The organism is Rhizobium sp. ERR 1071 (assembly GCF_007828675.1).
Classification (GTDB): domain Bacteria; phylum Pseudomonadota; class Alphaproteobacteria; order Rhizobiales; family Rhizobiaceae; genus Rhizobium; species Rhizobium dioscoreae.
In genome coordinates this window covers 425889-448910 of sequence record NZ_VITM01000002.1, presented here as the reverse complement: position 1 = coordinate 448910, position 23022 = coordinate 425889, and the positions used below count along the sequence as shown (strand labels likewise).

22 protein-coding genes and 1 riboswitch are annotated in these 23022 nt (G+C 60.2%); of the genes, 13 read left to right on the top strand and 9 right to left on the bottom strand.

Annotation, left to right across the window (positions count from 1 at the left end; genetic code table 11):
- Positions 1-11 precede the first annotated feature (11 nt).
- On the bottom strand, positions 12-389 hold the full coding sequence (locus FBZ99_RS07485; protein WP_113330184.1) for a cupin domain-containing protein: 378 nt from the start codon (positions 387-389) through the stop codon (positions 12-14).
- A 214-nt stretch (positions 390-603) separates the two neighbouring features.
- On the opposite strand from FBZ99_RS07485, the gene FBZ99_RS07480 reads away from it, so the two are divergent.
- From FBZ99_RS07480 to FBZ99_RS07460, 5 genes are all read left to right on the top strand, one after another.
- The gene (locus FBZ99_RS07480; protein WP_145632220.1) at positions 604-1641 is read left to right on the top strand and encodes an LLM class flavin-dependent oxidoreductase; all 1038 of its coding nucleotides are present in this window, start codon (positions 604-606) and stop codon (positions 1639-1641) included.
- 145 nt (positions 1642-1786) lie between these two features.
- Positions 1787-2686: a MurR/RpiR family transcriptional regulator gene (locus FBZ99_RS07475; protein WP_145632217.1), complete on the top strand. Its 900-nt coding sequence runs from the start codon at positions 1787-1789 to the stop codon at positions 2684-2686.
- A 121-nt stretch (positions 2687-2807) separates the two neighbouring features.
- Positions 2808-3554 (top strand): COG4280 domain-containing protein, encoded by a 747-nt coding sequence (locus tag FBZ99_RS07470; protein ID WP_145632214.1) that lies wholly within the window; start codon positions 2808-2810, stop codon positions 3552-3554.
- Positions 3551-3757, top strand: coding sequence for a hypothetical protein (locus FBZ99_RS07465; protein ID WP_113330188.1), 207 nt, complete (start codon positions 3551-3553; stop codon positions 3755-3757). Before FBZ99_RS07470 ends, FBZ99_RS07465 begins: the two co-directional genes overlap by 4 nt.
- A gap of 131 nt (positions 3758-3888) precedes the next feature.
- Positions 3889-4470 (top strand): histidine phosphatase family protein, encoded by a 582-nt coding sequence (locus FBZ99_RS07460; protein ID WP_113351740.1) that lies wholly within the window; start codon positions 3889-3891, stop codon positions 4468-4470.
- Positions 4471-4557: 87 nt separating this feature from the next.
- Here FBZ99_RS07460 and FBZ99_RS07455 read toward each other — a convergent pair whose 3' ends face one another.
- Positions 4558-5493 (bottom strand): phytanoyl-CoA dioxygenase family protein, encoded by a 936-nt coding sequence (locus FBZ99_RS07455; protein WP_145632210.1) that lies wholly within the window; start codon positions 5491-5493, stop codon positions 4558-4560.
- A gap of 134 nt (positions 5494-5627) precedes the next feature.
- Here FBZ99_RS07455 and FBZ99_RS07450 point away from each other — a divergent pair, with 134 nt between their 5' ends.
- Positions 5628-6491: a helix-turn-helix domain-containing protein gene (locus FBZ99_RS07450; protein WP_145632207.1), complete on the top strand. Its 864-nt coding sequence runs from the start codon at positions 5628-5630 to the stop codon at positions 6489-6491.
- Here the strand turns inward: FBZ99_RS07450 and pdxR are convergent.
- On the bottom strand, positions 6481-7905 hold the full coding sequence (gene pdxR / locus FBZ99_RS07445; protein ID WP_145632204.1) for a MocR-like pyridoxine biosynthesis transcription factor PdxR: 1425 nt from the start codon (positions 7903-7905) through the stop codon (positions 6481-6483). The genes FBZ99_RS07450 and pdxR overlap by 11 nt on opposite strands.
- 94 nt (positions 7906-7999) lie before the next feature.
- Here pdxR and FBZ99_RS07440 point away from each other — a divergent pair, with 94 nt between their 5' ends.
- Both FBZ99_RS07440 and FBZ99_RS07435 read left to right on the top strand, forming a co-directional pair.
- Positions 8000-8683: a pyridoxamine 5'-phosphate oxidase family protein gene (locus FBZ99_RS07440; RefSeq protein ID WP_145632201.1), complete on the top strand. Its 684-nt coding sequence runs from the start codon at positions 8000-8002 to the stop codon at positions 8681-8683.
- 29 nt (positions 8684-8712) lie between these two features.
- Entirely contained in the window at positions 8713-9375 is a 663-nt protein-coding gene (locus FBZ99_RS07435) for a GNAT family N-acetyltransferase (protein ID WP_113330422.1), read from the top strand.
- A gap of 21 nt (positions 9376-9396) precedes the next feature.
- Here FBZ99_RS07435 and aac(6') read toward each other — a convergent pair whose 3' ends face one another.
- Positions 9397-9837, bottom strand: coding sequence for an aminoglycoside 6'-N-acetyltransferase (gene aac(6'), locus FBZ99_RS07430; RefSeq protein ID WP_145632198.1), 441 nt, complete (start codon positions 9835-9837; stop codon positions 9397-9399).
- A 133-nt stretch (positions 9838-9970) separates the two neighbouring features.
- Between aac(6') and FBZ99_RS07425 the strand changes: the two genes are divergently transcribed.
- From FBZ99_RS07425 to FBZ99_RS07405, 5 genes are all read left to right on the top strand, one after another.
- Positions 9971-10966, top strand: a complete 996-nt coding sequence (locus FBZ99_RS07425; protein ID WP_145316346.1) for a sterol desaturase family protein — start codon at positions 9971-9973, stop codon at positions 10964-10966.
- 221 nt (positions 10967-11187) lie between these two features.
- The gene (locus tag FBZ99_RS07420) at positions 11188-14511 is read left to right on the top strand and encodes a thiamine pyrophosphate-dependent enzyme (protein ID WP_145632195.1); all 3324 of its coding nucleotides are present in this window, start codon (positions 11188-11190) and stop codon (positions 14509-14511) included.
- Between the two features lie 248 nt (positions 14512-14759).
- Positions 14760-15905, top strand: coding sequence for a PspA/IM30 family protein (locus tag FBZ99_RS07415; protein ID WP_113420464.1), 1146 nt, complete (start codon positions 14760-14762; stop codon positions 15903-15905).
- 3 nt (positions 15906-15908) lie between these two features.
- Positions 15909-16562 carry an OB-fold-containig protein gene (locus FBZ99_RS07410; RefSeq protein ID WP_113330198.1) on the top strand — a complete coding sequence of 218 codons (654 nt, stop codon included), beginning with the start codon at positions 15909-15911 and terminating at the stop codon, positions 16560-16562.
- Positions 16559-18277 carry a flotillin family protein gene (locus FBZ99_RS07405; RefSeq protein ID WP_145632192.1) on the top strand — a complete coding sequence of 573 codons (1719 nt, stop codon included), beginning with the start codon at positions 16559-16561 and terminating at the stop codon, positions 18275-18277. The genes FBZ99_RS07410 and FBZ99_RS07405 overlap by 4 nt, the downstream gene beginning before the upstream one ends.
- A gap of 80 nt (positions 18278-18357) precedes the next feature.
- On the opposite strand, the gene FBZ99_RS07400 is transcribed toward FBZ99_RS07405, so the two are convergent.
- From FBZ99_RS07400 to FBZ99_RS07380, 5 genes are all read right to left on the bottom strand, one after another.
- A complete protein-coding gene (locus tag FBZ99_RS07400; RefSeq protein ID WP_113330200.1) occupies positions 18358-19203 on the bottom strand; it encodes an aspartyl/asparaginyl beta-hydroxylase domain-containing protein in 846 nt (281 codons plus the stop codon).
- Positions 19204-19503: 300 nt separating this feature from the next.
- On the bottom strand, positions 19504-19893 hold the full coding sequence (crcB, locus tag FBZ99_RS07395; RefSeq protein WP_113389031.1) for a fluoride efflux transporter CrcB: 390 nt from the start codon (positions 19891-19893) through the stop codon (positions 19504-19506).
- Positions 19894-20105: 212 nt separating this feature from the next.
- Positions 20106-20194, bottom strand: a riboswitch (Fluoride riboswitch).
- A gap of 43 nt (positions 20195-20237) precedes the next feature.
- Positions 20238-21065: a class I SAM-dependent methyltransferase gene (locus tag FBZ99_RS07390; RefSeq protein ID WP_113389032.1), complete on the bottom strand. Its 828-nt coding sequence runs from the start codon at positions 21063-21065 to the stop codon at positions 20238-20240.
- A 41-nt stretch (positions 21066-21106) separates the two neighbouring features.
- Entirely contained in the window at positions 21107-22150 is a 1044-nt protein-coding gene (locus FBZ99_RS07385) for a Gfo/Idh/MocA family protein (RefSeq protein ID WP_113330203.1), read from the bottom strand.
- Positions 22151-22158: 8 nt separating this feature from the next.
- Positions 22159-22944, bottom strand: a complete 786-nt coding sequence (locus FBZ99_RS07380) for a ThuA domain-containing protein (RefSeq protein ID WP_113330204.1) — start codon at positions 22942-22944, stop codon at positions 22159-22161.
- Positions 22945-23022 lie beyond the last annotated feature (78 nt).

Here is a 23022-nt window from a genome sequence, read left to right as displayed (position 1 = left end):
ATCGGGATCGTTTAAAGATGCTTGGGCGCGCGGATCGTCCGCTCGTTTTCGACATTGCCGGTATTGAGCGTCGTATTGCGCTCGAACAGCACGACTTCGCAGGTCGGCTCGGCGACCGGACAATGCTCCACCCCATGCGGAACGATGATGTATTCGCCAGGGCCAAGGACGATATCGCCGCCGTTTTCCTCGCGCAGCTTCATGCGCAGCGTGCCTTTGACGACCAGAAAGAGCTCATCCTCTTCCTCATGATGGTGCCAATGGAATGCACCTTCCAGCTTGGTGAGCTTGACCTGGAAATCGTTGATATCACCGCCGATGCGCGGACTCCAAGTCTCATCGAAGGCTGCAAAGGCTTTGGTAAGGTTCACCTTTTTCAGTGCGACCATATGTTTCCTCCTTAATCCAACTGCGCTCAGGTCGAAGCTAATATTGGCGTGACTGCCACCGATCGCAACGCCGGTATTGCCGAATATCGCCTATTACCATCGGCATATCGAATTCTTCGAAGATTTCAGCCGAAACTTTCCGGGTAGTGGATGGTCGGGAGCGGCACTACATGCTGTCTCAACATTATCATTTCGACACATGACAGGAAAAATCATGACGACAAACAATGTCGAATTCGGCCTGGATACTTTCGGCGATGTGACCTTCGACGATAAGGGTGCACCGCTGCCGCATGCGCAGGTGCTGCGCAATGTCGTCGAAGAAGGCGTCCTTGCCGATCAGCTCGGCATCGACTTCTTCGGCATCGGCGAGCATCACCGCGAAGATTTTGCGGTCTCCTCGCCCGAAACGATCCTGGCCGCCATCGCCAGCCGCACATCGAAAATTCATCTGGGATCCGCCGTGACGGTGCTAAGCTCGGACGATCCGATCCGCGTGTTCCAGCGCTTCTCCAGCCTGAACGCGGTTTCGGACGGCCGTGCCGAGGTCATCCTAGGCCGTGGCTCGTTTACGGAGTCCTTCCCGCTGTTCGGTTTCGAGCTGTCGCAATACGAGCAGCTCTTCGAGGAAAAGCTCGATCTGTTCGCGGCTCTTCTTAAAAATGAGCCGGTGAACTGGCAGGGCAGCATCCGCCCGCCGTTGCGCAACCAGAAGGTCTTCCCGACCATCGAGAGCGGCCAGCTGAAGACCTGGATCGGCGTCGGCGGCAGCCCGGAATCGGTGGTGCGCGCCGCTCACTACGATCTGCCGCTGATGCTGGCGATCATCGGTGGCAGCCCCTATCGCTTCCAGCCCTATGTCGACCTCTATCACCGCGCCTACAAGCAGCTCGGCAAACCCGTCAAGCCGATCGGCATCCACTCGCCCGGCTATGTCGCCGAGACGGACGAGCAGGCGCGCGAGGAGCTGTGGCCCTGCTTCAAGGCGATGCGCGACCGCATCGGCCGCGAGCGCGGCTGGCCGCCCATGACGCGTGCGGAATTCGACAACGAGATCGAAAAGGGTTCGCTCTATGTCGGCTCGCCGGAAACCGTCGCCGCCAAGCTCGCCCCGGTCGTCAAGACGCTCGGCATCAGCCGCTTCCAGCTGAAATACAGCGCCGGCGCACTCGGCCATGACAAGATGCTGCGTTGTATCGAACTCTACGGCCAGAAGGTGATCCCGGCGGTGCGCGCGGCCTTGGCGGAATAGTTGCAGCCTGCTCCGCGCTTGCCTTTCTACGCGATCAAAAAGGGCGCTTTGCAACGGTGCGAAGCGCCCTTTGTTTTGCGCTGTCATTCTTTTGCAGTAAATGCTACAGATAATGTAATTGGTAGCATTCACTACAAAGTATCCGATGGCAGAAGCGACACGGAAACCTCGCACTTTCGAAGACCGCGTTCTCGATGTGATGGAAACGCTGGCACCGGCCGAGCAACGCATCGCCCGTTTCTTCGTCGATCAGAAGCAGGTCGCACTGTTGAATTCGGCCGCCCAGATCGCGCAGCTCGCCGGCAGCAGCGACGCGACGGTCGTCCGCACCGCTCGCGCGCTCGGCTTCGAAAGCCTGTCGATGTTGCGGGCCGCCCTGCTTGAAGAGCTGACGGGAACGCCGTCACCCGGAATGCGGATGCAACGCACGCTGGCTGAAACCGGCAGCCAGGCCGGCGATGCGCTTCACCATGTCATCGGTATGCACGAGCAGGCTTTGGATGTTCTGCGACGCGAGGAATTTGCCGCAAGCTTCGAACGCTGTGTCGATATTCTTGCCAAGGCAGCCCGACGTCATGTCTTCGGCATCGGCCCGTCGGGCGCCATGGCGGATTATGCCAGCCTGCAGATCAACCGCATCGGCCTGGCGACCCATGCGCTCTCGGCGGCGGGCATTGCTCTGGCGGACCGTCTGCTTGGGATGAGCAAAGGCGACGTCGTGCTGATGATGGCTTATGCCCCGCTCTATCGTGAGGTCGAAGTGCTGCTGGAATACGCCGGCAAGTATGAGGTGCCGGTCATCCTCATCAGCGATGATCTCGGCTTACAGATTGCCGACAAGGTGACTGAAATCCTACCCGTGCCGCGCGGCAATGCCGGCCACCTCGCCATGCATGGTGGTACTATGGTGCTGATTGAATCCCTGATCGTCGCGCTAGCCGCCAAGAGGAAGGACGCCGCCATCGATAGCCTCGATCAGCTCAGCCAGCTGCGTGGCGCGCTTGATAAATCATGGAGCAAACGCGGCACGAGGAAACGCAAGTGAATGGTAACCAGATCGCCAAGCCGGAGTGTCTCACGTGCGAGTTCATTCGACACATGAGGAACAGCAGTCCGGAAAATACCGTGTGCACTCAAAGCCCTAACCGAATTTTGGGAATCATCTCATGAACAGCCTCACACCCATTCTATCTACGGTGACGGCGTCGTTCCTCGGCTCATTCGTCGAAGTCGTCGAAGCCTTCACCATCGTCCTTGCTGTCGGCGTCACACGAAGCTGGCGCCCGGCGCTCACGGGTGCCACGCTTGCCCTTGCGGTGCTGGCAGCTCTCGTTCTCATCTTCGGACCACTGCTGGCGCTGATCCCGATCGAAATCTTGCAATTCGTCGTCGGCGTTCTCCTCATTCTGTTCGGCATGCGCTGGCTGCGCAAAGCCATTCTCCGCTCGCTCGGCGTCATCGCCCTGCACGACGAGGAGGCGGCCTTCTCTAAGGAGACGGCGGCATTAGAGGCGCAGTCCGCCGATCGCCGCGCCGATTATCTCGCCGGCCTTGCCGCCTTCAAGGCGGTGCTGCTCGAAGGTGTCGAAGTGGTCTTCATCGTCATCGCCGTCGGCGGCGCGCATGGCCTGACACTCTATGCCGGCCTCGGTGCGCTCGCCGCCTTCGTGCTCGTCATGCTGATCGGGTTGTTGGTCCACCGTCCGCTCGCCACCGTGCCAGAAAACACCCTCAAATTCGTCGTCGGCCTCATGCTGACAAGCTTCGGCATCTTCTGGACCGGTGAAGGCATTGGCGCGCATTGGCCGGGCGAGGATCTCGCCTTGATCGCCATCTTCGCGATCGTCTCGCTTGCCTCCTACGCCATCATCCGCGGCCTGCGCGGCAATCCAACAGCAAAGGCAGCCCAATGAATGTCCTGCGTATCGCCCTGTCCGAGCTTATCGGCATGTTCATCGATGACGGCAGCCTCGCGACACTCTGCCTCATCCTCATTCTCGTGATTGCCGGAGCGGTGGAGTTTCTCGCCATGCCGCCGCTCGCAGGTGGGATTCTCCTGCTGGTTGGCTGCCTCGCCATTCTGCTCTATAGCGTTCGCCGCGCCGTGAAACGATGAGATTCACAACTTCCTGCAAGAGCTTGGATTCGCAGAGGGTTGTCGGGTCAGCTGCCAATCCGCTTTAGCTCTCGACAGACGCTTTCGCAGATGCGAAGAATTTCGCACGGCAAATGCAAAGGAGAAACGGCATGAGCAGCGCCTATCCCGAAGTCTATTTGGTACGCCACGGACAGACGGAGTGGAGCCTCTCCGGCCGGCATACCGGCCGTACCGATATTCCCCTGACCGCTGCCGGCGAGGAAGCTGCCCGCAAGCTCGCCGCTCGCCTACCCCAGATCGATTTCGCCGCCGTCTGGTCCAGCCCGTCGCAGCGCGCACAAAACACCTGCGCGCTGGCCGGCTTCGGCGACCGTCGCGTCGTCAAGGAGGATCTGGCGGAGTGGGATTACGGCGCCTATGAGGGTATCACCACCAAGGCGATCCTTGCCGAACGTCCCGGCTGGCAAGTCTTCCGCGACGGCTGCCCGAATGGAGAAACAGCCGCCGATGTCGGCGCGCGTGCCGATCGGATCATCGGGGAACTTCGGGGTATTGAAGGCTCTATCCTGATCTTTTCCAGCGCCCATTTCCTGCGGGTCTTCGCCGCCCGCTGGGTTGGCCTGCCGCCGGAGGGCGGTGAGCATTTCATCCTCGACACCACGAGTATCAGCGTGCTCGGCTACGAGCATGATCTGACCGAGCCGGTCATCCGCCGCTGGAACGAAATCTGACGGCCTGCGCCTGCCCGCCAATCTCCACAAACGCTTCGAGCGGCCCAAGGCCGCTCGATGTCTTTCAGAAAATCAGCCTTCCGCTGCTTACCAAGGCTTGAGGCCCAACAGCTTTTCACCGAGCGGCGTCAATTTGGCCGTCGTCGCATTGTGCTTTTCCCATTCGCGAGGATCGCCCGGAAAGGCGTCGCGCTTCGGGGAATCCAGTTCCCTCCACAGGCGGATCCGTTCCTCGCGCTCGGCGATATTGTCGTATTCCGCCGGATGCATGGAGATATATTGCGCCATGCGAACGCGGTTCTCCGAATGGTTCGGACGAACGCCGTGCGCGAGCAGCGAGTTGAAGATCATCAGGTCGCCGGGCTCCATGTCGATATTGGCGACCGAGAGACCCGTCATGTCAGGATGCATAGGATCGCGATCCGCCGGCTGCGTCTTTTCCCATTCCTCGAAATGCTCGAAGAGTTCCGGCACGCACTGGAATCCGCCGACATCGCCATCCTGTTTCTTCAGACTCAGGACACCCTGAACGCCGATCGGCAGCGGCCGGATCGAAGTATCGACATCCCAATGGATGAAGCCGTTCGGGTTGCCTTTCACCTTCTTCGGCGGGTTGAGATTGGCGCGATCGATGGTGACCCAAAGGTCCTCGCGATCCCAGATGTCGACGAAGACATCGTAGATCCGCTTTTCCATTCGGTTATCCCAGAGATACTGGTGATTATAGATCTCCAGCATGCCGGTATTGTTGAGCTCCTTCATCTTGTGCTCGCGCCGCTGTGGCGCATACCAGGTGGAGGGGTCGTTCGGATCCTTCTCGTCAAAACGCCACAAAAGCTCGACAAGCCGCTTGACATTCGCAGCCGGCACAGCCTGCCGCACGATCACATAGCCTTTCGTGATCCAGTGCTGCCAATCGTCCTTCGACAGCACTCTGAGCGGCAAGGTCTTCTGGATATCCTTCAATTGCGTCGTGACCGCGGATGCGGTCGGGTGCGCGTCTCTCTTCAAGGCAGGCTGCATCGGTTTCCTCCATCTTGGCTACCCCTTTTGACTTCGGGTGACGGGAAAGATGTAGCTTCAATTGGCGCGGCGATGTTGCCCGGCTCTGGCCAATTCTGATACTATTCTGGCCTCCATTGTGTTATGGACGCCCCATGAAGCCCTATCTCGAAGTTTTGCCGCGTTCGCCGGAAGCATCCTGGAGCATGCTGAACCGCAGGCTTGACGACTGCATTCCGTTCCAGTGGCATCACCATCCGGAATTCGAACTGACGCTGACGCTGAATTCCATCGGCCAGCGTTTTATCGGCGACCATAGCGGCGACTATGAAGACGGCGATCTCGTTCTCGTCGGCCCCAACCTGCCGCACAGCTGGGTTTCGCGCGCCAAGATCGAGGAAGAAAAGCCGCATATCGCACTGGTGCTCTGGTTCAATCGCGACTGGCTCTTGCAGATGACGGGCGGCGCGGTCGAATTCCGATCGATCGAAGCTATGCTGCGGAGTGGAGACAACGGCCTGCACTTTTCCGAGGTGACCTCCGCCGCCGTCCGCCCTGCATTCGAAACCATTTTCGAAAAGCCGCCCGTCGAGCGCCTTCTGGCTCTGCTAGGCGTCCTAGTGACGGTCGCGGAAGATCGGCAAGCGACGCCGCTCGCCAGCGCACCGGCGCAGGCACCGGATATCAAGGAAAGCCGCGAGCGCATCGACCGCGTGCTGACGCATATGCATCTTCACTATGCCCGCGCAATCAGCCTCGATGAGCTGGCCGATATCGCGGCGCTCAGCGTCTCCGGCCTACACCGCATGTTTCGCCGCCATACCGGCGGAACGATATCCGATTATCTCACGCGCATGCGCATCGGCGATGCCTGTGCCCGCCTCTCTTCCACGGATCAAGCCGTGCACCACATCAGCGATGCCGTCGGCTATGCCTCGCTTGCCAATTTCAACAGGCAGTTCAGGGCGCTGAAAGGCATGACACCGCGCGAATATCGGGCGATGTTCCTCAGGCGCTGAGAAGCACCACTTCGAGCAGCCTCGCAATTTTCGCCGCCGCCGCATCCGCCGCGGACGCCTCCATGCGGGCAATGCCGAGCAGCAGCCCGGGTCGCGCGGAGCCGAGATACAGCGCCGATATCGGCCGCACAGCAAAGCCATTGGCATTGATGATCCGGGCGACGGCGATATCATCGGTCTCTGCATCGCGGAACCAGCTGGCCAGCTGCAACCCGCCGCCACCAGCTCCGACTTGGAGTTCAGCGCCGCAATGGCGACGAAGCGCCTCGACGGTTGCTGCCATGCGCTCCGCATAAATACCGTTCATCTGCCTCAGATGCGCACGAAACCGCCCCTCACGCATGAAATCGGCAAGGGCGGCCTGGATGTGGACGGGCACGATGGCGCCTCTCAGCCGTTGAGCCGCTTCGGTCGCCGCCAGAAGCCGTGAGGGAATGACGGCATAAGCGACGCGCAGACCAGGCGCGAGCGTCTTCGAGAAGGTGCCGATATAAGCGACCACCTCGCCGTGATCGATGCCTTGCAGGGCGGCAATCGGGCGCGACGCATATTGAAATTCGCTGTCATAATCGTCTTCCAGCACGATCGCACCATTAGCGCGGGCAAATTCCAGCAAAGCGAGACGGCGCGGCAGGCTCATGGTGGCGCCGGTCGGATATTGATGCGAGGGCGTGACATAGATCAGCCGCGGCGATGGCCCGGCCCCTTGCGCGATATCGATGCCCTCGGCATCGCAGGGCACCGGCACGAGGCTCGCCCCGGCCATGCGCAGAATTGCTTGCGCGCTGGCATAGCCGGGGTCCTCCATCCAGACGACATCACCCGGATGATCCGGCTGAAGCAACACACTCGCAAGCAGCCCGATCGCCGCCCCCGTCGATGGCACGATCACGATCTGCTCGGGACGGGCAACCACGCCGCGCGTCGCCGAGATATGCTCAAGGATCGCCTCGCGCAATTCGTGAACGCCACCATGATCGCTGTAGCCGAGATCATGTACCCGCAATGAACGACCGCGGGCGCCGAGACAACGCGCCCAGGCGGCATGGGGAAAACTCGAGACATCGGGCACTCCCGGCTCGAACAAGCCTCCCCTTTTGAATTCCGTAACCCGTGGCAGATTTGGCGGCGGCGGTGCGACCTGACCCGGCAATGGCGTCGTCGGGAACGCTGCAACGCGTGTCGCCGCACCCGATGCCGAGCGCAGGTAGCCTTCAGCCTTGAGCCGATCATAGGCATTGACCACGGTCGACCGCGCAACGCCGAGCGAGACGGCCATCGCCCGTGTCGACGGCACGCGCTGCCCTGCGGGCATCTGACCACGAAGAATGCGGTCGCGCATCAGGCGATAGACTTGCCCTTCCAGATCGCCCGAAATCCGGTCCAGTGCCGGCCACTGCGCCACCTCTGTCATGAAACCTCAACTGGTCTGCTAAAAATCAAAAAACTGGCCGTTTATAGCCTACCTCTTTGCTGACACAGATCAACGCCCGATCTGTGAGGAAGACATGGCCGATCACTATCCACCTAATACCGGCACCTACCCGACCACCGAGCGTACCCGCGTGCGGCGCAGCCCGAAGCGTGGCAGCCACGCTCATGCCGACGTCCACGCGATTCTGGATGCCGCGCCGCTCTGTCACGTCGGCTATGTCATCAACGGCGCCCCCTATGTGACACCGACCCTGCATTGGCGCGAGGACGACTACGTCTATTGGCACGGCTCCTCTGCCAGCCGCTTCCTGCGCGCTGCTGAGGACATGCCGGTCTGCCTGACCTGCAGCATGATCGATGGCTATGTGCTCGCCCGCTCGGCTTTTAACCATTCCGTCAACTATCGCTCAGCCATGGTCTTCGGCACGGCTCGGCTGGTCGACGACATCGAGGAAAAGACGGATGCACTGCGTCGCTTCGTCGAAGACCTGTTCCCCGGCCGCTGGGACAGCCTCAGGCCGATGACAAAGCAGGAGGTCAAGGCGACTTCGGTGATGCGAATGAAAATCGACGAGGCCTCGGCTAAAATCCGCAACGGCCCGCCCGGCGACATGGACGAGGCAGATCATCCCGTCTGGGCCGGCATCCTGCCCATCGAAAGCCACCTTGTGCCGCCGCAACCGGCGCCGGGCATGCCAGACGGGATAGAGCTGCCACAATCCCTCGCAGACCTGATACAATCGGGCCGGCTTCGCTGAACCGCATTTGATGACCAAAGGACTTTGATATGGATCTCACGAACTGGAAGGGCGTCGCCCGCCCCGAGCGCATTACCCTTGAAGGCCGCTACACCCGGATCGAGCCGCTCGAGCCGGCCAGACACGGCGAGGACCTTTACGCTTCAGCTCGAGCCCCCGGCGCCGAAGATCGTTTCCGCTACCTTTTCGAAGACGCGCCGGCCAATCACGCCGCCTTCTCTCCCTGGCTCGAGAAAGCCGCTTCCGGCACCGATCCGCTCTTCTTCGCGACGATCGACAAGCGCACGGGACGCGCCGAGGGCCGGCAGGCTCTGATGCGCATCGACAACACGCATGGCGTTATCGAGATCGGCAGTATCCTCTGGGGACCCGCCATCGCGCGCAGCCGCGTGACGACCGAAACGCTCTATCTGTTTGCATCATACGTTTTCGATACCCTTGGCTATCGTCGCTTCGAATGGAAGTGCAATAATCTCAATGAGCCGTCGAAGCGAGCAGCGGAACGCTTTGGTTTCGTTTTCGAAGGCATCTTCCGCCAGCACATGGTCGCGAAGGGCAAGAACCGTGACACCGCCTGGTTTGCCATGATCGACGCCGACTGGCCGCGGCTGAAGGCCGGTTACGAACGCTGGCTGGCCTTGGAGAACTTCGATGAGGCTGGCCAGCAGAAGACCAAGCTGACGTTCGCATAAAGCAGCCTGTGCCAACCCCGGCTATAGAAGCTTGCGAAAATAAACCACGCGCCTGGTTTCGATAAAGCCGAGCGCCGCATGGAAGGCATGGCTCGCAAGATTGTCGATCAGCGCATCCGAGGCGAACTCCGTGCAGCCGGCGGCCCGATCCCACGTACCAACTGCATCGCAGAGCGCCCGCGCCACCCCTCCGCGTCGATGTTCAGGGCGCACATAGATGCCTTCGAGGAAGAGAACCGGTGACGTCTTGCAGCCATTGACGTAATCGTGCCGCAATGTCGCTTCAGCAAAACCGGCGACATGACCGGCAGAATCGATCGCGAGATACGCAACAGCATTTTCATTGGCGCGAAATTGTGCCAGCTCCGCGCGATGATGTTCGTACGAACTATCTGGCCAAAGCTCGGCGCGCAATCGCGTCCACTCCTCCAGATATTCGTCTGCTGCCTGCTCTATCCGCATGTTTCGATCTCCTGACCAACTACCTGTTGCTGGCGAACGGAAAAATTTCGCTTTCGACTCCACAATCATCGCGCTACATATCCCGCATACTCACGCGTAAATTTTTCGCTGATCAGAATCTGAGGATGATGGAATGACATTTCAAAGCAGTTCGCGTCTTTACGCTGCTGTTTCCTCCCTGCTGTGGCCCGCCATCTTCTGTGCCGGATTGACCGGTGCATATTTCGCCTTCGAATCGAATATGCATCTGCTCTGGTTCAACGTCGTCTATCTGTCGACAGTGGCGGTGATTGCCCTCTTCGAGCGACTGATGCCTTACGAGAAGACCTGGCAGAAGCGCGATGGTGAGACGTTCAACGATATTGCCCACACGCTGCTGAACAAGGGGGGCGTACAGATCGCCGCTGCGATCGGCACCTCCTTCCCGATGGCGGTCGCGACGGTCGCGCAGCCGGCGTTGAGCTACCATTCGCATTTCTGGCCGGATCAATGGCCCATGGCGTTCCAAGTCGTGCTAGGCCTCGTCATTGCGGAGTTCGGCCTCTATATGGCGCATCGCCTGGCGCATGAGCATCTGTCGCTCTGGCGCTTTCATGCGCTACATCACAGCGTCGAACGGCTATGGGTCATCAACACAGGCCGTTTTCACGTCATCGATACGCTGTTCAAGATCGCGCTCGGTCAGATTCCGCTCTATCTGCTGGGCGCACCGTTGCCTGTCTTCCTCTGGATCGGCGCGGTTACGGCTTTCATCGGTCTGCTCACGCATTGTAACGTCGACATGCGCACCGGCCCGCTCGACCTCATATTTTCGACTCCACGCCTCCATCGCTGGCATCATTCCAAGATTCTTGCCGAGGGAAATACGAATTATGGGGAAAACCTCGTGATCTGGGATCAGCTTCTCGGCACTTTCTACAACCCGCCGCGTCCGTCCTCGACCGATATCGGCATCACAGGTAAGGTAGCCAAGGGTTTCCTCGCTCAGCTCATCCAACCCTTCTCCCGAAAAGGCCGCAAGGAAATTATCGGCAAGAAGCCCAAAGAGCTGATTCTCAAGGAAGAACAGGCCGCAAAGGCCGCCGCCGAAAGACAACGTGCCGCCGCCTCGATGCGCAAATCGGGCTGACGAGATGCACGAAAGGCGCACCCGTTTCGCGTTTGGGCGGGGGCATTGTCGCGCATGCCTTGTGGACAGAAACATCGTGAAAAATTGCAGCCCCGCAATATACGTATTTCGGTTTCAAACCGAGAAGATCTTGTCATTTAACGTGTATTGAAAAAGGCAGGCTGGGGGTTTACCTAACTCCCAGCATTTATTTGAGACGAAAGATCAGGAAAATCATTGAGATGGAAGGGAGGTTTGCAACAGAATACCTTAAGCAACTTCACAGAATATTTTTCATTTCCAGAGAAATAGATCGCCTTGAGCGAGAATTCATCAAGCAGGGCATAGCACATTTCCATGTTTCCGGCGCCGGCCACGAGTCCACGGCGCTTCTCAACGAATTCCTTCAGGACGACGACTGGCTGCATCTGCATTATCGCGACAAAGCCCTGATGCTGGCGCGTGGCATGCCCATTCGTGAGTTCTTTTCCAGTCTGCTTGCGACAGCCAATTCCCATTCCGCCGGCCGGCAGATGAGCGCGCATCTATCCTCCCGCGCTCTCAACATCACATCGATCGTCGGCCCCGTCGGCAACAATGCCCTGCACGCTGTCGGCGTCGCGGCATCCTTGAAGCATAAGCCCGGCATGCCGATCGCCATCTGTTGCGTCGGCGATGGCACCACGCAGCAGGGCGAATTCCTCGAAGCGGTCGCCGAAGCCGTGCGCAGCCAATATCCGGTCGTCTTCGTCATCGAGGACAACAGCTTCTCCATCTCGACGCGCACAAGCAAACAGACCTTCTTCGATCTGCCCGCCGGCCCGGCCTCCTCTTTCTACGGCATCGATATCATCCGCACGGATGGCGACGATCTCACCGCATCGCGCGACGCTTTCCGCAAGGCCGTCCGTCATAGCCGCAACAACCGCACGCCAAGCATCGTGCTTTTGAATGTCGAGCGCCTTTCCGACCACACCAATGCCGACGATCAGAAGACCTATCGCACCCTGCTCGAAATCGAGGCGGGCTCCTCGCGCGACCCGCTGCCAAATCTGCGGGCGATGCTGCAGAAGGCCGGCATCGATGCCGATGCTCTGCGAGAGATCGAACGGGAATTGATTGCGGAAGTGCAGGCGGAAGCCGCCCTTGCCCGCAAGGAAGACGCCCCGAAGGTCGAGCCGGAAGCCAAAGCTCCTTACCCTGCTTCCTTCGGCAAGAAGGCAGAATATCGCGGCAACGAGACCGCCTCGACGCTGACGATGCGCGAGGCGCTTAATGTCGTTCTCGACAAGCAGCTGGCCGCCAACCCCGAAGTTGTCCTATTCGGGCAGGATATTGAAGATCCGAAAGGCGATGTCTTCGGCGTCACCCGCGGCCTCAGCACGAGATATCCCGACCGCGTTCGCAACGCCGCCCTCACCGAATCGACAATCGTCGGCACCGCCGTTGGCCGCGCGCTGGCCGGCCAGCGCCCCGTCGCCTTCCTGCAGTTCGCCGATTTCCTGCCGCTGGCCTATAATCAGATCGTCTCGGAAATGGGCAGCATGTTCTGGCGCAGCAATGGCGCCTGGGAAGCACCCGTCATCCTGATGGTGAGCTGCGGCGGCTATAAGCCCGGCCTTGGCCCGTTCCACGCCCAGAGCTTCGAGGGGATGCTGGCGCACACACCGGGCATCGACGTCGTCATGCCCTCCAGCGCCGGCGATGCGGCCGGTCTGCTGAATGCTGCCTTCGAGTCGCGGCGCCCCACGGTTTTCCTTTATCCGAAGGCCGTGCTCAATAATTCCGACGGCCGCACCTCCGAGGATATCGACAAGCATTTCGTCCATCCCGGCCTGTCGCGCCATGTCGCCCGTGGCCGCGACATCACGCTCGTCAGCTACGGCAACACGGTTTCGCTCTGCGCCAATGCTGCAAGCGCCTTCGAGGCACAGGGCTTCTCCGTCGAGGTGATCGATCTGCGCTCGATCTCACCCTGGGACGAGAAGGAAGTGCTGGCGAGCGCACGGCGCACCCGCCGCCTGATCGTCGTCCATGAAGATAACCGCACCGTCGGTATGGGCGCGGAAATCATCGCGACCGTCACCGAAAAGACCGATGTGCCGGTCGTCGTGCGCAGGCTGGCCCGCTCGGACGCTCACATTCCCTTTAACTTCCGCAATCAGCTCGAGACACTGCCCTCCTATCGCAAGCTGGTCGATCTGATGGCCGAAGTCCTCGAATGCGAGGTGACCTGGCACGAAGAGGATGACAGCGGCCCGACGGCGGCGATCAAGGCAATCGGCTCCGGCCCTGCCGACGAGAACGTCCTCGTGACCGATATGCTCGTCAAGCCCGGCGACAAGATCGAGGTCGGCCAGCTCGTCGCCGTTGTCGAGGCGACGAAAGCCTCCGTCGAAATCTGCGCCAATATCGGCGGTGTCGTGCAGGAGGTCTTCGCCAAGATCGGCGACCAGATAGCTACCGACAGCCCCCTTCTGACCGTCGACGCCAACCGTGATCTCAGCGAACAGAATTTTGCGCTGGCGTCCGAGATTCAGAACAAGTTCGTGCTGCGCCGGCTGAAGTCTCATGTCATCCCGACGCTGCGCCGCCATACCGGCAGCTTCTCGGAAGTCGTCATCAACGGCATTGGCATCGCGACCGGCGCCCGCCGCGTCACCAACGAAGAGATCATCCATAATTGGCCGAACCGCCGCGCCGACGAGATCCTGGCGCTGACGGGCATCAAGAGCCGCTTCTGGGTCGGCCCTGAAGAGGGCACGCTGAGCCTTGCCGCCAAGGCGACGCGCGATCTTCTCAAGCAGAACCAGATGTCGATCCACGATGTCGATCTGGTGATCGCCGCCACCGGAACGCCTGACATCGCCACGCCGTCGCTCGCAAGCCGCGTCGCGGTTGCCGTCGCCGAAGATGGCGTGCGGCCATCGCTGGCCGCCTATGACATGGGTGCCGCCTGCTCCGGCTATCTCTATGCCCTGCAGCAGGCCTATGATTTCATCGCCCAGCAGAACGATGCCAAGGTGCTCATCATTACCTCGGAAGTTCTGTCGCCGCTGCTCGACATGAACGATTTCTCCACCGCAATCCTGTTCGGCGATGCAGCCACGGCCAGCCTGGTGACCAGCCGCGACATGGCGCGCAACCCGCTCTTCACCGCAAGCCGTCCGATCGTCAGCGGCCGGCCGGAACCGGGCGATCTACTCTATGTTCCGCTGCCGGATGATGGAGTCATTGCCATGAACGGCCGCTCGGTCTTCACCGAGGCCGTGCATTCGATGACCCGCTCGATCGAAAACGCCTGCGTCGACGCCGGCATCGAGCTTGCCAATCTCGATCTGCTCGTACCGCACCAGGCCAACCAGCGCATCATCGACACGATTGCCAAGCGCAGCGGCCGCCCGGCTCTCAGCGTCATCGAGACCTATGGCAACACCAGCTCGTCGAGCATTCCGCTCGCCATGCTGCATGTCGCCAATGAGCGTTCCGAACCGCTCAACCTCGGTCTCGTGGCCTTCGGCGGCGGCATGACGGCAGGTGCCGCAATCGTGCGAACCGTGAAATAATCACGGTTCCGCCCCCAACGTTCCACTGATAATTCCAATGCATCGCGGCCGATTGGCCGCGCTTTGCATATGGTTTTTTTACATCCAATCACTACATATACGCGAGCTTGCAGGGTATGCGATCGCCCATAGGCGGAGAGAAGCATCAAATTTTTGCAACCTATGCGACCCATTATTCATTACAATTCATTCATGTTTGACGTCATGCTCCCTTGAAAAGCACCGTAGCGGTGCTTTACTTGAAGGCCATGGCAAAGATACATGTACCAACGCACCGCTCTCGTCTGCGATATGATCTCGCTCCCGATGACGAAGCGCGGCAGGCTCTGGACGAGACCTTTGCCGCATACGGGCAGATGATGAAACTCTTGGGCGAAATCGTTCCGGACAGAGCCGGAGCAAATCTCGTCACGCTTCATGATCTTGCCTATGAGACCATCCGCGAACGCACTGCTTTACCCGCGCGCCTCGTGACGCTGGGCTTGCGTGATTTTGCGGCCAATCGAGGCGGGCTTGCCGATTGGAACCGGCTGCCGCTCGACGAAAAGCTCTTTGCCATCAAGGGTCCGTCAGACCTGACAATCTCGACGGTGCGCGGTCGTGTTGCCGTGCCCTTCGACGTGGCCGGCTATTTCAAAGGCTGGGAGAGCAATATCCCCGCCTATCTGATCGCCGATGGCGGCCACTACGCGATTCACATCGGGGTAACACCAAACTCTCCCCGAACGGAGGATAACATGACGATGCATGAAGGCATTCTTTCCCGCATGGGGCGACTGATTGCAGGCCTCGCCAATGCCGCAGTCGACGCCGTAGAAGGCGCCAGCAAGGTTGCCGTCATCGAGCAGGCGCTGCGCGAGATCGACGCCGCCGCCGATGAAGCACGTGCCGATCTCGGCAAGGCGCGCGCCGAGGAATACCGCATCCAGAGCCGCCGCAGCGAGATCGTCGCCGATCTCGACGCGCTCGACGCCAAGATCCGGCTTGCGATCTCTGCCGACCGCGAAGATCTCGCCAAGGCCGGCGTCTCGCGCCAGATCGACCTCGAAGCCCAGACTGCGGCCCTCGACAAGGCGCTTGCGGATGCGAACGCACGGATCGACGAGGGTCAGAAGGCGCTTCAGGCTGTTCTTGCCGCGCGTCGCGAGGCGGAAGCGCGGCTTGTCGATTTCAAGCGTAGCATCGCCCGCCATGCTCCCGAAGAAGCAACGGGCGGAAATCCACGGCCGACACCGGCCGCCGGTGCCGCGCGCGCGGCAGCCGCCGTTTCCCGCTTGACCGGCGTACCCTCGGGTGAGCCCGCAACCAGCGCCGAGCTCGATGAGCTCGATCGCCTGCACCGGGAGCAGGCTATCGAAGCACGCCTTGCCCGCTTCAAGGCCAACGGCCAGTAACCGATGCACCTGTTTCTCGCACCCGAATGTGCGCCCTTTGCCATCGCGGCAATGATCCTGATCGGACTGACGGCAATCGAAATCCTTTCGATGCTGCTCGGCTTTTCTCTGAGCGAACTCATCGGCAAGCCGCATTTCGAAGGTCATGACGGAGTGCTCGCCGGCCTGCTGTCCTGGATCAATATCGGCGGTGTGCCGCTGTTGATCCTCATCATGCTGGCCCTCGGCATCTTCGCCGTGACGGGCTTTGCCATCCAGACCGTGGCCGACGTGATCCGGGCGCCGCTGCCGGCGATCGTTGCCGCCGTGCCGGCCCTCGCCGTCACGATCCCTCTCGTCCGCGGCTCGACGCGAATGATCGCCAGGATCGTGCCGCGCGACGAGACCTATGCCGTCGAGGCCGACGACTTTGTCGGCCGTACCGGCACGGTTTCCATCGGTCCTCTGGATCAGGGTCTGCCCGGCCGCGTCAGCGTCAAAGATGCGCACGGCAACTGGCATCAGTTGCGCGCCAGCGCCGCCAAGGATGAAAGCCCCTTGCCGATCGGCGCCCAAGTTCTGCTTGTCGACCGCAAGGCCGACATCTTCATCGCAGTTTCCGCCCCCTCGGACCTTGTGAGGTCCGATGACAAATCCTCTACGGAGCAACCTTCATGAACGGCCTTTACGACCTTATTCTTCCCGCAGGCATAGGTCTCGTCCTGATCCTCGGGATCGGCTTCGTCCTTGCCTCGCTCTATGTGCGCTCGAGCCGCGATGAGGCCTACGTTCGCACCGGCCTCGGCGGCCAGAAAGTCGTGCTCGACGGCGGTTCCGTCGTGCTGCCGATTTTCCACTCGATCGCCCGCGTCAACCTCAAGACGCTGCGCCTGGAAGTCCAGCGCGGCGAGAACGACGCGCTGATCACCAAGGACCGCATGCGCGTCGATATCGGCGCCGAGTTCTATGTTCGCGTCAAGCCGGACAGCTCCTCGATCGCTCTCGCCGCCCAGACGCTCGGCAACCGCACCAACGACAGCGAACAGTTGCGTCAGCTGATCGAAGCTAAGTTCGTGGACAGCCTGCGCTCAGTGGCGGCCACGATGAGCCTCGATGCCCTGCAGGAACAACGCATGGATTTCGTCAAGGCGGTGCAGGATGCAGTCGGTTCCGACCTGCAGTCGAACGGTCTCGAACTGGAATCCGTGTCACTGACGCGCCTCGACCAGACCGATATCAAACACTTCAACGCCAACAACTTCTTCGACGCCCATGGTCTGGCTGCTCTGACCCGCGTCACCGAGGCGCGCAAGAAGGAGCGCAACGAAGTCGTTCGCGATACCGAAGTCGCGATCGCCCAGAAGGACCTGGAAGCCCGCCAGCAGTCGCTCGCCATTGAGCGGACGAAGCGCGAGGCCGAACTGAACCAACAGCGCGACATCGCCAACAAGTCCGCCGCCACCCGCGCCGAGACCGCACAGCAGGAACAGGCGGCCAAGCGTGCGGAAGAGGAAGCCCGCATCGCCGCCGAACAGGCGATCGCCGAACGCGAGGCAGCTGCGAAACAGGCTCGCGAATCCGCCAACATCGACTCGGCCCGTGCCGTGCAGCAGCGCGATACCGAAGCCCGCCGCGATATCCAGATCGTCGCACAGGAAAGCGCCATCGCGGTCGCCAACAAGAGCCGCGAGGAGTCGGAGGCCAAGGCAAAGGCAGAAGCCGCTCGCGCACTTGCCATAGCAGCCGAGGAAAAGGTCGGCACCGCCAAGGCGGTCGAGATCGCCGAACGTGAGAAGCAGATCGCCGTGATCGACGCACAGAAGCGCGCACAGACCCAGGCAACCGCGGTCACCATTGCGGCAGAAGCCGAAAAGCAGGCCGCGACCGACCAGGCCGAAGCCATCAAGACACTGGCAACGGCAGAAGCCGACGCTGCGATCATCAAGGCCAAGGGTATTCTCGAAACCGGTAAAGCAACGGCTGAAAGCGAAGCGCTGCTGAACGAAGCGCGCAACAAGCTCAGCCCCGCCATCATCGAATTCGAGATTACCCGCGAGCGCATCCGCATCGTGCCCGCCGCCCTTGCCGAAGCGGTCAAGCCGATCGAGAAAATCTCGGATATCCGTATCTTCGACACCGGCGGCATGCTCGGCCGCAACGGCAACGGGACCAATAGCAGCAGCGGCGTCGGCCTCGGCGAAGGGCTTGCCGGCCAGCTTCTCTCCTACCAGGCCAACAAGCCGATCCTCGACCGCCTGCTGAAGGAAGCCGGCTTCGACGGCGACAATGCCATCTCGGCACTGCTTGGCAATCTGGATGGCAAGACCAATGCCACGCAGCCTGTGGAAGAGGAATACTATGATGACACGGAAGAGACGGATAAGCCTGCCTGAGCGTTAGGCTGATCGTTCAAAACATAACCCCGGAATCTGCAAGGATTCCGGGGTTTTGTTGAATTTACTGGCTGATTGGGTCAGGGCTTCGGGCGATTTCTGAACGCCTCGGCTTCGGCGTAGAACTTCTTTTCCCATTCCTTGTGGTTGTCGAGACCTTCCTTGATGAAGGGCGTGAAGATCGCCAGGTTCATCAAGGCCCAGTTGACGAAACGAGCCGGGAATTTCAGCGGCTTGACGAAGTCGACGAAGAGCACGACGCGCGTCTTGTCGGAATGGTTCCACGCTTCGTGCTCATAGGCGTCGTCGAAGATCAGCGCCTTGCCTTCCTGCCAATGGCAAACCTGCTTGTCGACGCGGATGGCGAGCTTCTCGTTCGGCTCCGGCACAATAAGGCCGAGATGCAGGCGCAGCACGCCGTTATAGGGGCCGCGATGAGCCGGAAGATGCTTGCCCGGTTCGAAGATCGAGAACATGGCCGTCGTCAGGCCGGGGATCTTCTGTACGGCCGCCCAGGTGTTCGGGCACGCCTTGATGTTCTGCTCCGACTTCACACCGAAACCGAGGAGGAAGAAGGTCTTCCAGCGCGTATCGGTCGAAATGGTCTTCACGTCGGTCGAGATGTCCTGGAAGGTCGGCAGCTCGCTCTGGCGCAGCAGCACCTTTTCCAGCTCGGCTCGGATGGCCGGAAAATCCTTTTCTATCTCTGCGGCCCAGGGGAAAGTCTTGGTGTCATAGACCGGCGGATTGCCGAGCTTGGCGTATTTCAGATTGAGGCCTTCCGCCCAGGCGACGATGCCCATGAAAAAGCGCGTCATGGCGCTGGGGCGATCCATCGGTGCGATGCCAGCCGTGCCGAAAGTCTGTTCCGGAGCAGGAGATTGGTTGGAAGTGGGAGCAGGTGCGCTCAAGGGACTCTCCGTCATGTCTATCTATTAAGGGCCGTCCAGGGAGGAAGTCTTTGCTGGGGGGAAGCTGCATGCAATTCCCGAAGTGGCAACGGGCTAAAAACTTGGGATATTCGCCCGGCACTTCCTGATTGACGCCCGACTCCTCTGTTATACGGTGATCGTAATAGGCGATTATATGAGTTGATTAGTCGAATTTCGCAAGAGAGTCCGTTCGCAACGAGCGGTGGATGTCGTGGACAGAAACTCCAGCGATTCTCGAGAGGCATTCACCTCAGAATCGGCAAAAATGCGGCGAAATTTGCCGACCCTTCATCACTATACCGTTTGAGCCTGAATTATTAGCCGGACAATTGCAAGACCTGCTATCAGGGCTGCAATCGAGAGAAAAACGGACAAGGCGACATAGGCAATAGCCGGCATCCATTGGCCGCGCTCCCAGAGCACGACGCTTTCCAGCGCAAAGGTCGAAAACGTCGTAAACCCACCCAGAAGGCCTGTTGTCAGAAACAACCGCATCTCCTGCGACATACCGCCGCGAAAGGCGAAATACTCCGTCAGCAGCCCCATGATGAAGGCCCCGAGAATATTGATGATGAGGGTACCAAACGGGAACTCGACACCGACCGCGCGTGCGGCGAGTTCATTCACGCCAAGACGGAATGCACCGCCGAGTCCGGCCCCCATAAAAACAATAAGATAGATCACGGCAATCTCCCGCTGTGTTTATTGGTCATCATCCGCAACATTCCCGATCGAAGGACCCAAATTAGCGGCATTGCGATATCGGCTATCGAAAATGCCGGCGCCAAGATCCGCCCGCCAACACGGCCATAGGCCAATCGAGACGGTGACTACGAAAGCTGAATGGAATAACGGCAAGAAAAAAGACATAACTCTACTCCTTCGCCTTTCGGGCGTGTTGAGTAGGAGTCATCAGCTTCCCTGGGAAAATCAGAGCAGCGGTTCGGCCACCAAGGCCCGGCAGAAATCCATTACCGTTGGATTTTCAATATAGAAACAGGCCCATCGCTGTCAACGGGCAGCAGCCGTCACACCGCCCGGGCAATCATCTCGATCGGTGCAAGCAGGCCGCCCTCGACCGACACGTTGACGTTGCTCATGCGCTCACCAGCCCGTGGCCCCATCAACGTCCGGAAACCCTGGTCTCGCGGCTCGCCCGCGGCCGCCTTGGCGCGCGCCTCATGCGCGAGCCGGATCGCGAGAGCGCTGCGATCCTGTTCCAGCTCCACCGCGAAACCGGCTTCCTCCAGCAGCTGACGATAGACATCCGGGCTACGGACGAAGCTGGTTTCCAGCTCCATCGCCCAGGGCATGGGAAAAGGGAGCGTGCCGTCGCGCATCTGCATGATTTCATAGAGGCCGAAACGGCCGTCCGATTTGAGAATGCGCCGGACCTCCGCAAACAGTCTCGCCTTGTCCTCTATGTTCATGCCGACGTGAATGAGCGTGACGCGATCGAAGCTGCCGCTCTCGAAGGGCAATGCCAAAGCACTTCCCTGCCGGAAGGAGACCTGCTCCGCCAGGCCGCAGCGAAGCGTCAGCGAGTTGGCGACCTGAACGAATTCCTGGGTGAGATCGATGCCCGATACGATGCATCCGTAGGAGTCGGCAAAATGGCGGGCCGGCCCGCCGAGGCCGGAACCGATATCGGCAAGACGCAGGCCGGCAGAAAGATCGAGATCCCTCGCGAAATCCACCGTTGCGGCATGTCGCCCCAAATGGAATTCATCGACGTCAGCCAAGTCGCGGATGCGCAAGTTATCGATATCCTTGCCGCCCGCAGCAAGCGTTTGCAGGATCGCCGTTTCCAGCGATCCATGCGTATAGTGGCTGGCAACTTTTTCCTCGGTAGACATGCGTGCACTCCCAAGGCGTTGCCCGAAGGCTGACTATGATATCAGACCTTCAGTTCGCGCCGTTCAACTTCAGTCACCATGGCAAGATCCAGCACGCGCTGCAAGTTGGCTGCATGGCGGAAGCTTGGGTCCTGGCTGCTGCCGTTCATGACAGCTTCGGCGAAACGCTGATAGTTGGTCGGAACCGGCGGTACTTCAAGCACCCTCCACGTCGCTGTTTCCGTGTCATCGCCAAGGCAACCCCGCAGTTCCGAACCGTTCGGACTATGGGACACCTCCAGGCCACCGCGCTCGCCATAGATGCGGAGCTTCAGCTCGTTCAGATGTCCTGTCGCCCACCGGCTCGCATGCACGACGCCGAGCGCGCCGTTGGCGAAGTCGACCGACATCGAGAAGCTGTCATTGGCATCGAGCGTATATTCGCCGATGCGCTCGCCCGGCGCTTTTGCGAAAGTCTTGAGACGGGCAAAGACATGATCGATATCGGTCGCGGCGCCATAGGCGGCGAAGTCGAGGATGTGAATGCCGATATCGCCGAGAACGCCGTTCGAGCCATGACCGGTCGACAGGCGCCAAAGCCACTTGGACTCGCTGCGCCAGTCGCCCCAGGCCTTGGACACGAGCCAACTCTGGAGGTAGGACGCCTCCACATGCTTGACCGTGCCGATCTCGCCCGAAATCACCATCTCGCGCGCCTTCTGCAGCTGCGCGACATTGCGGTAGGTCAGATTGACCATGTTGACGACCCCTGCCCTTTCGGCAGCTTCCGTCATCTCCAGAGCCTTTTCATAATTCTCCGCGAGAGGCTTCTCGCAGAGAACATGCTTGCCGGCGGCGAGCAGCGGAAGCGTCGTCGGATTATGAGCCTTGTCCGGCGTGACGTTGGTCACCGAATCAAACTCACCCCAGGCCAGCGCCTCGTCCAAAGACAAAAAGCGCTTCTTGATATCGAACGTATCGCAGAAGGCGGTGAGCCTCGTCGCATCCGTATCGACGGCGCCGACGATTTCGACGCCAGGAATGCGGGCGAAATGCTCCACATGGTTCTTCGCCATGCCGCCCGTGCCAACTACTATGAGACGCATCTGATACCTCAGCGATAACCGGCTTCGCCGGCCTGGTGCAGTTTCGGGCCGCGTTCGACGATCGGCTCCAGTGCCTTTTCGACCGGCACATTTGGCGCATCATGGATGCTGGCCTGGGTGCCGAGCGGGTTATGAGCCCATTTCACGGAATTGATCAGAACCTTCTGAACCGTACCGTTGTGATAGGTCGGATAGGTCTCGTGACCGGGACGGAAATAGAAGATGTTGCCGGCGCCGCGGCGCCAGGTCATGCCCGAGCGGAAGACTTCGCCGCCCTGGAACCAGGAGATGAACACGGTTTCCAGGGGCTCCGGAACGGAGAACTGTTCGCCGTACATTTCCTCATTCTCCAGCTCGAAATGCTCACCGAGGCCAGCTGCGATCGGGTGGCGGGGATTGATGACCCAGAGGCGCTCACGCTCACCGGCTTCGCGCCACTTCAGCGCGCAGGGCGTACCCATCAGGCGCTTGAAGACCTTGGAGAAATGGCCCGAATGCAGTACGATGAGGCCCATGCCTTCCCACACCCGCTTTGCCACGCGCTCGACGATTTCGTCCTTGACGGCGCCGTGGTCCTTGTGCCCCCACCACAGAAGGACGTCGGTGTCTTTCAGGCGGGCTTCGCTGAGACCATGCTCCGGCTCCTGCAACGTTGCAGTGGTAGCCTCGATGCCTGCATCGGCATTCAGCGCCTTGGCGATGGTGTTATGCATGCCTTCCGGATAGATCTCGGCGACGACCTTGTTTGTTTGCTCATGAATGTTCTCGCCCCAAACGACGGCACGAATAGTCATTACGGCACTCCTCTAATACCATTAGGATTGAATAGGTTATGCGATCCAAAGCGCTTTGGAAAAGCGCCGTATTTCAAG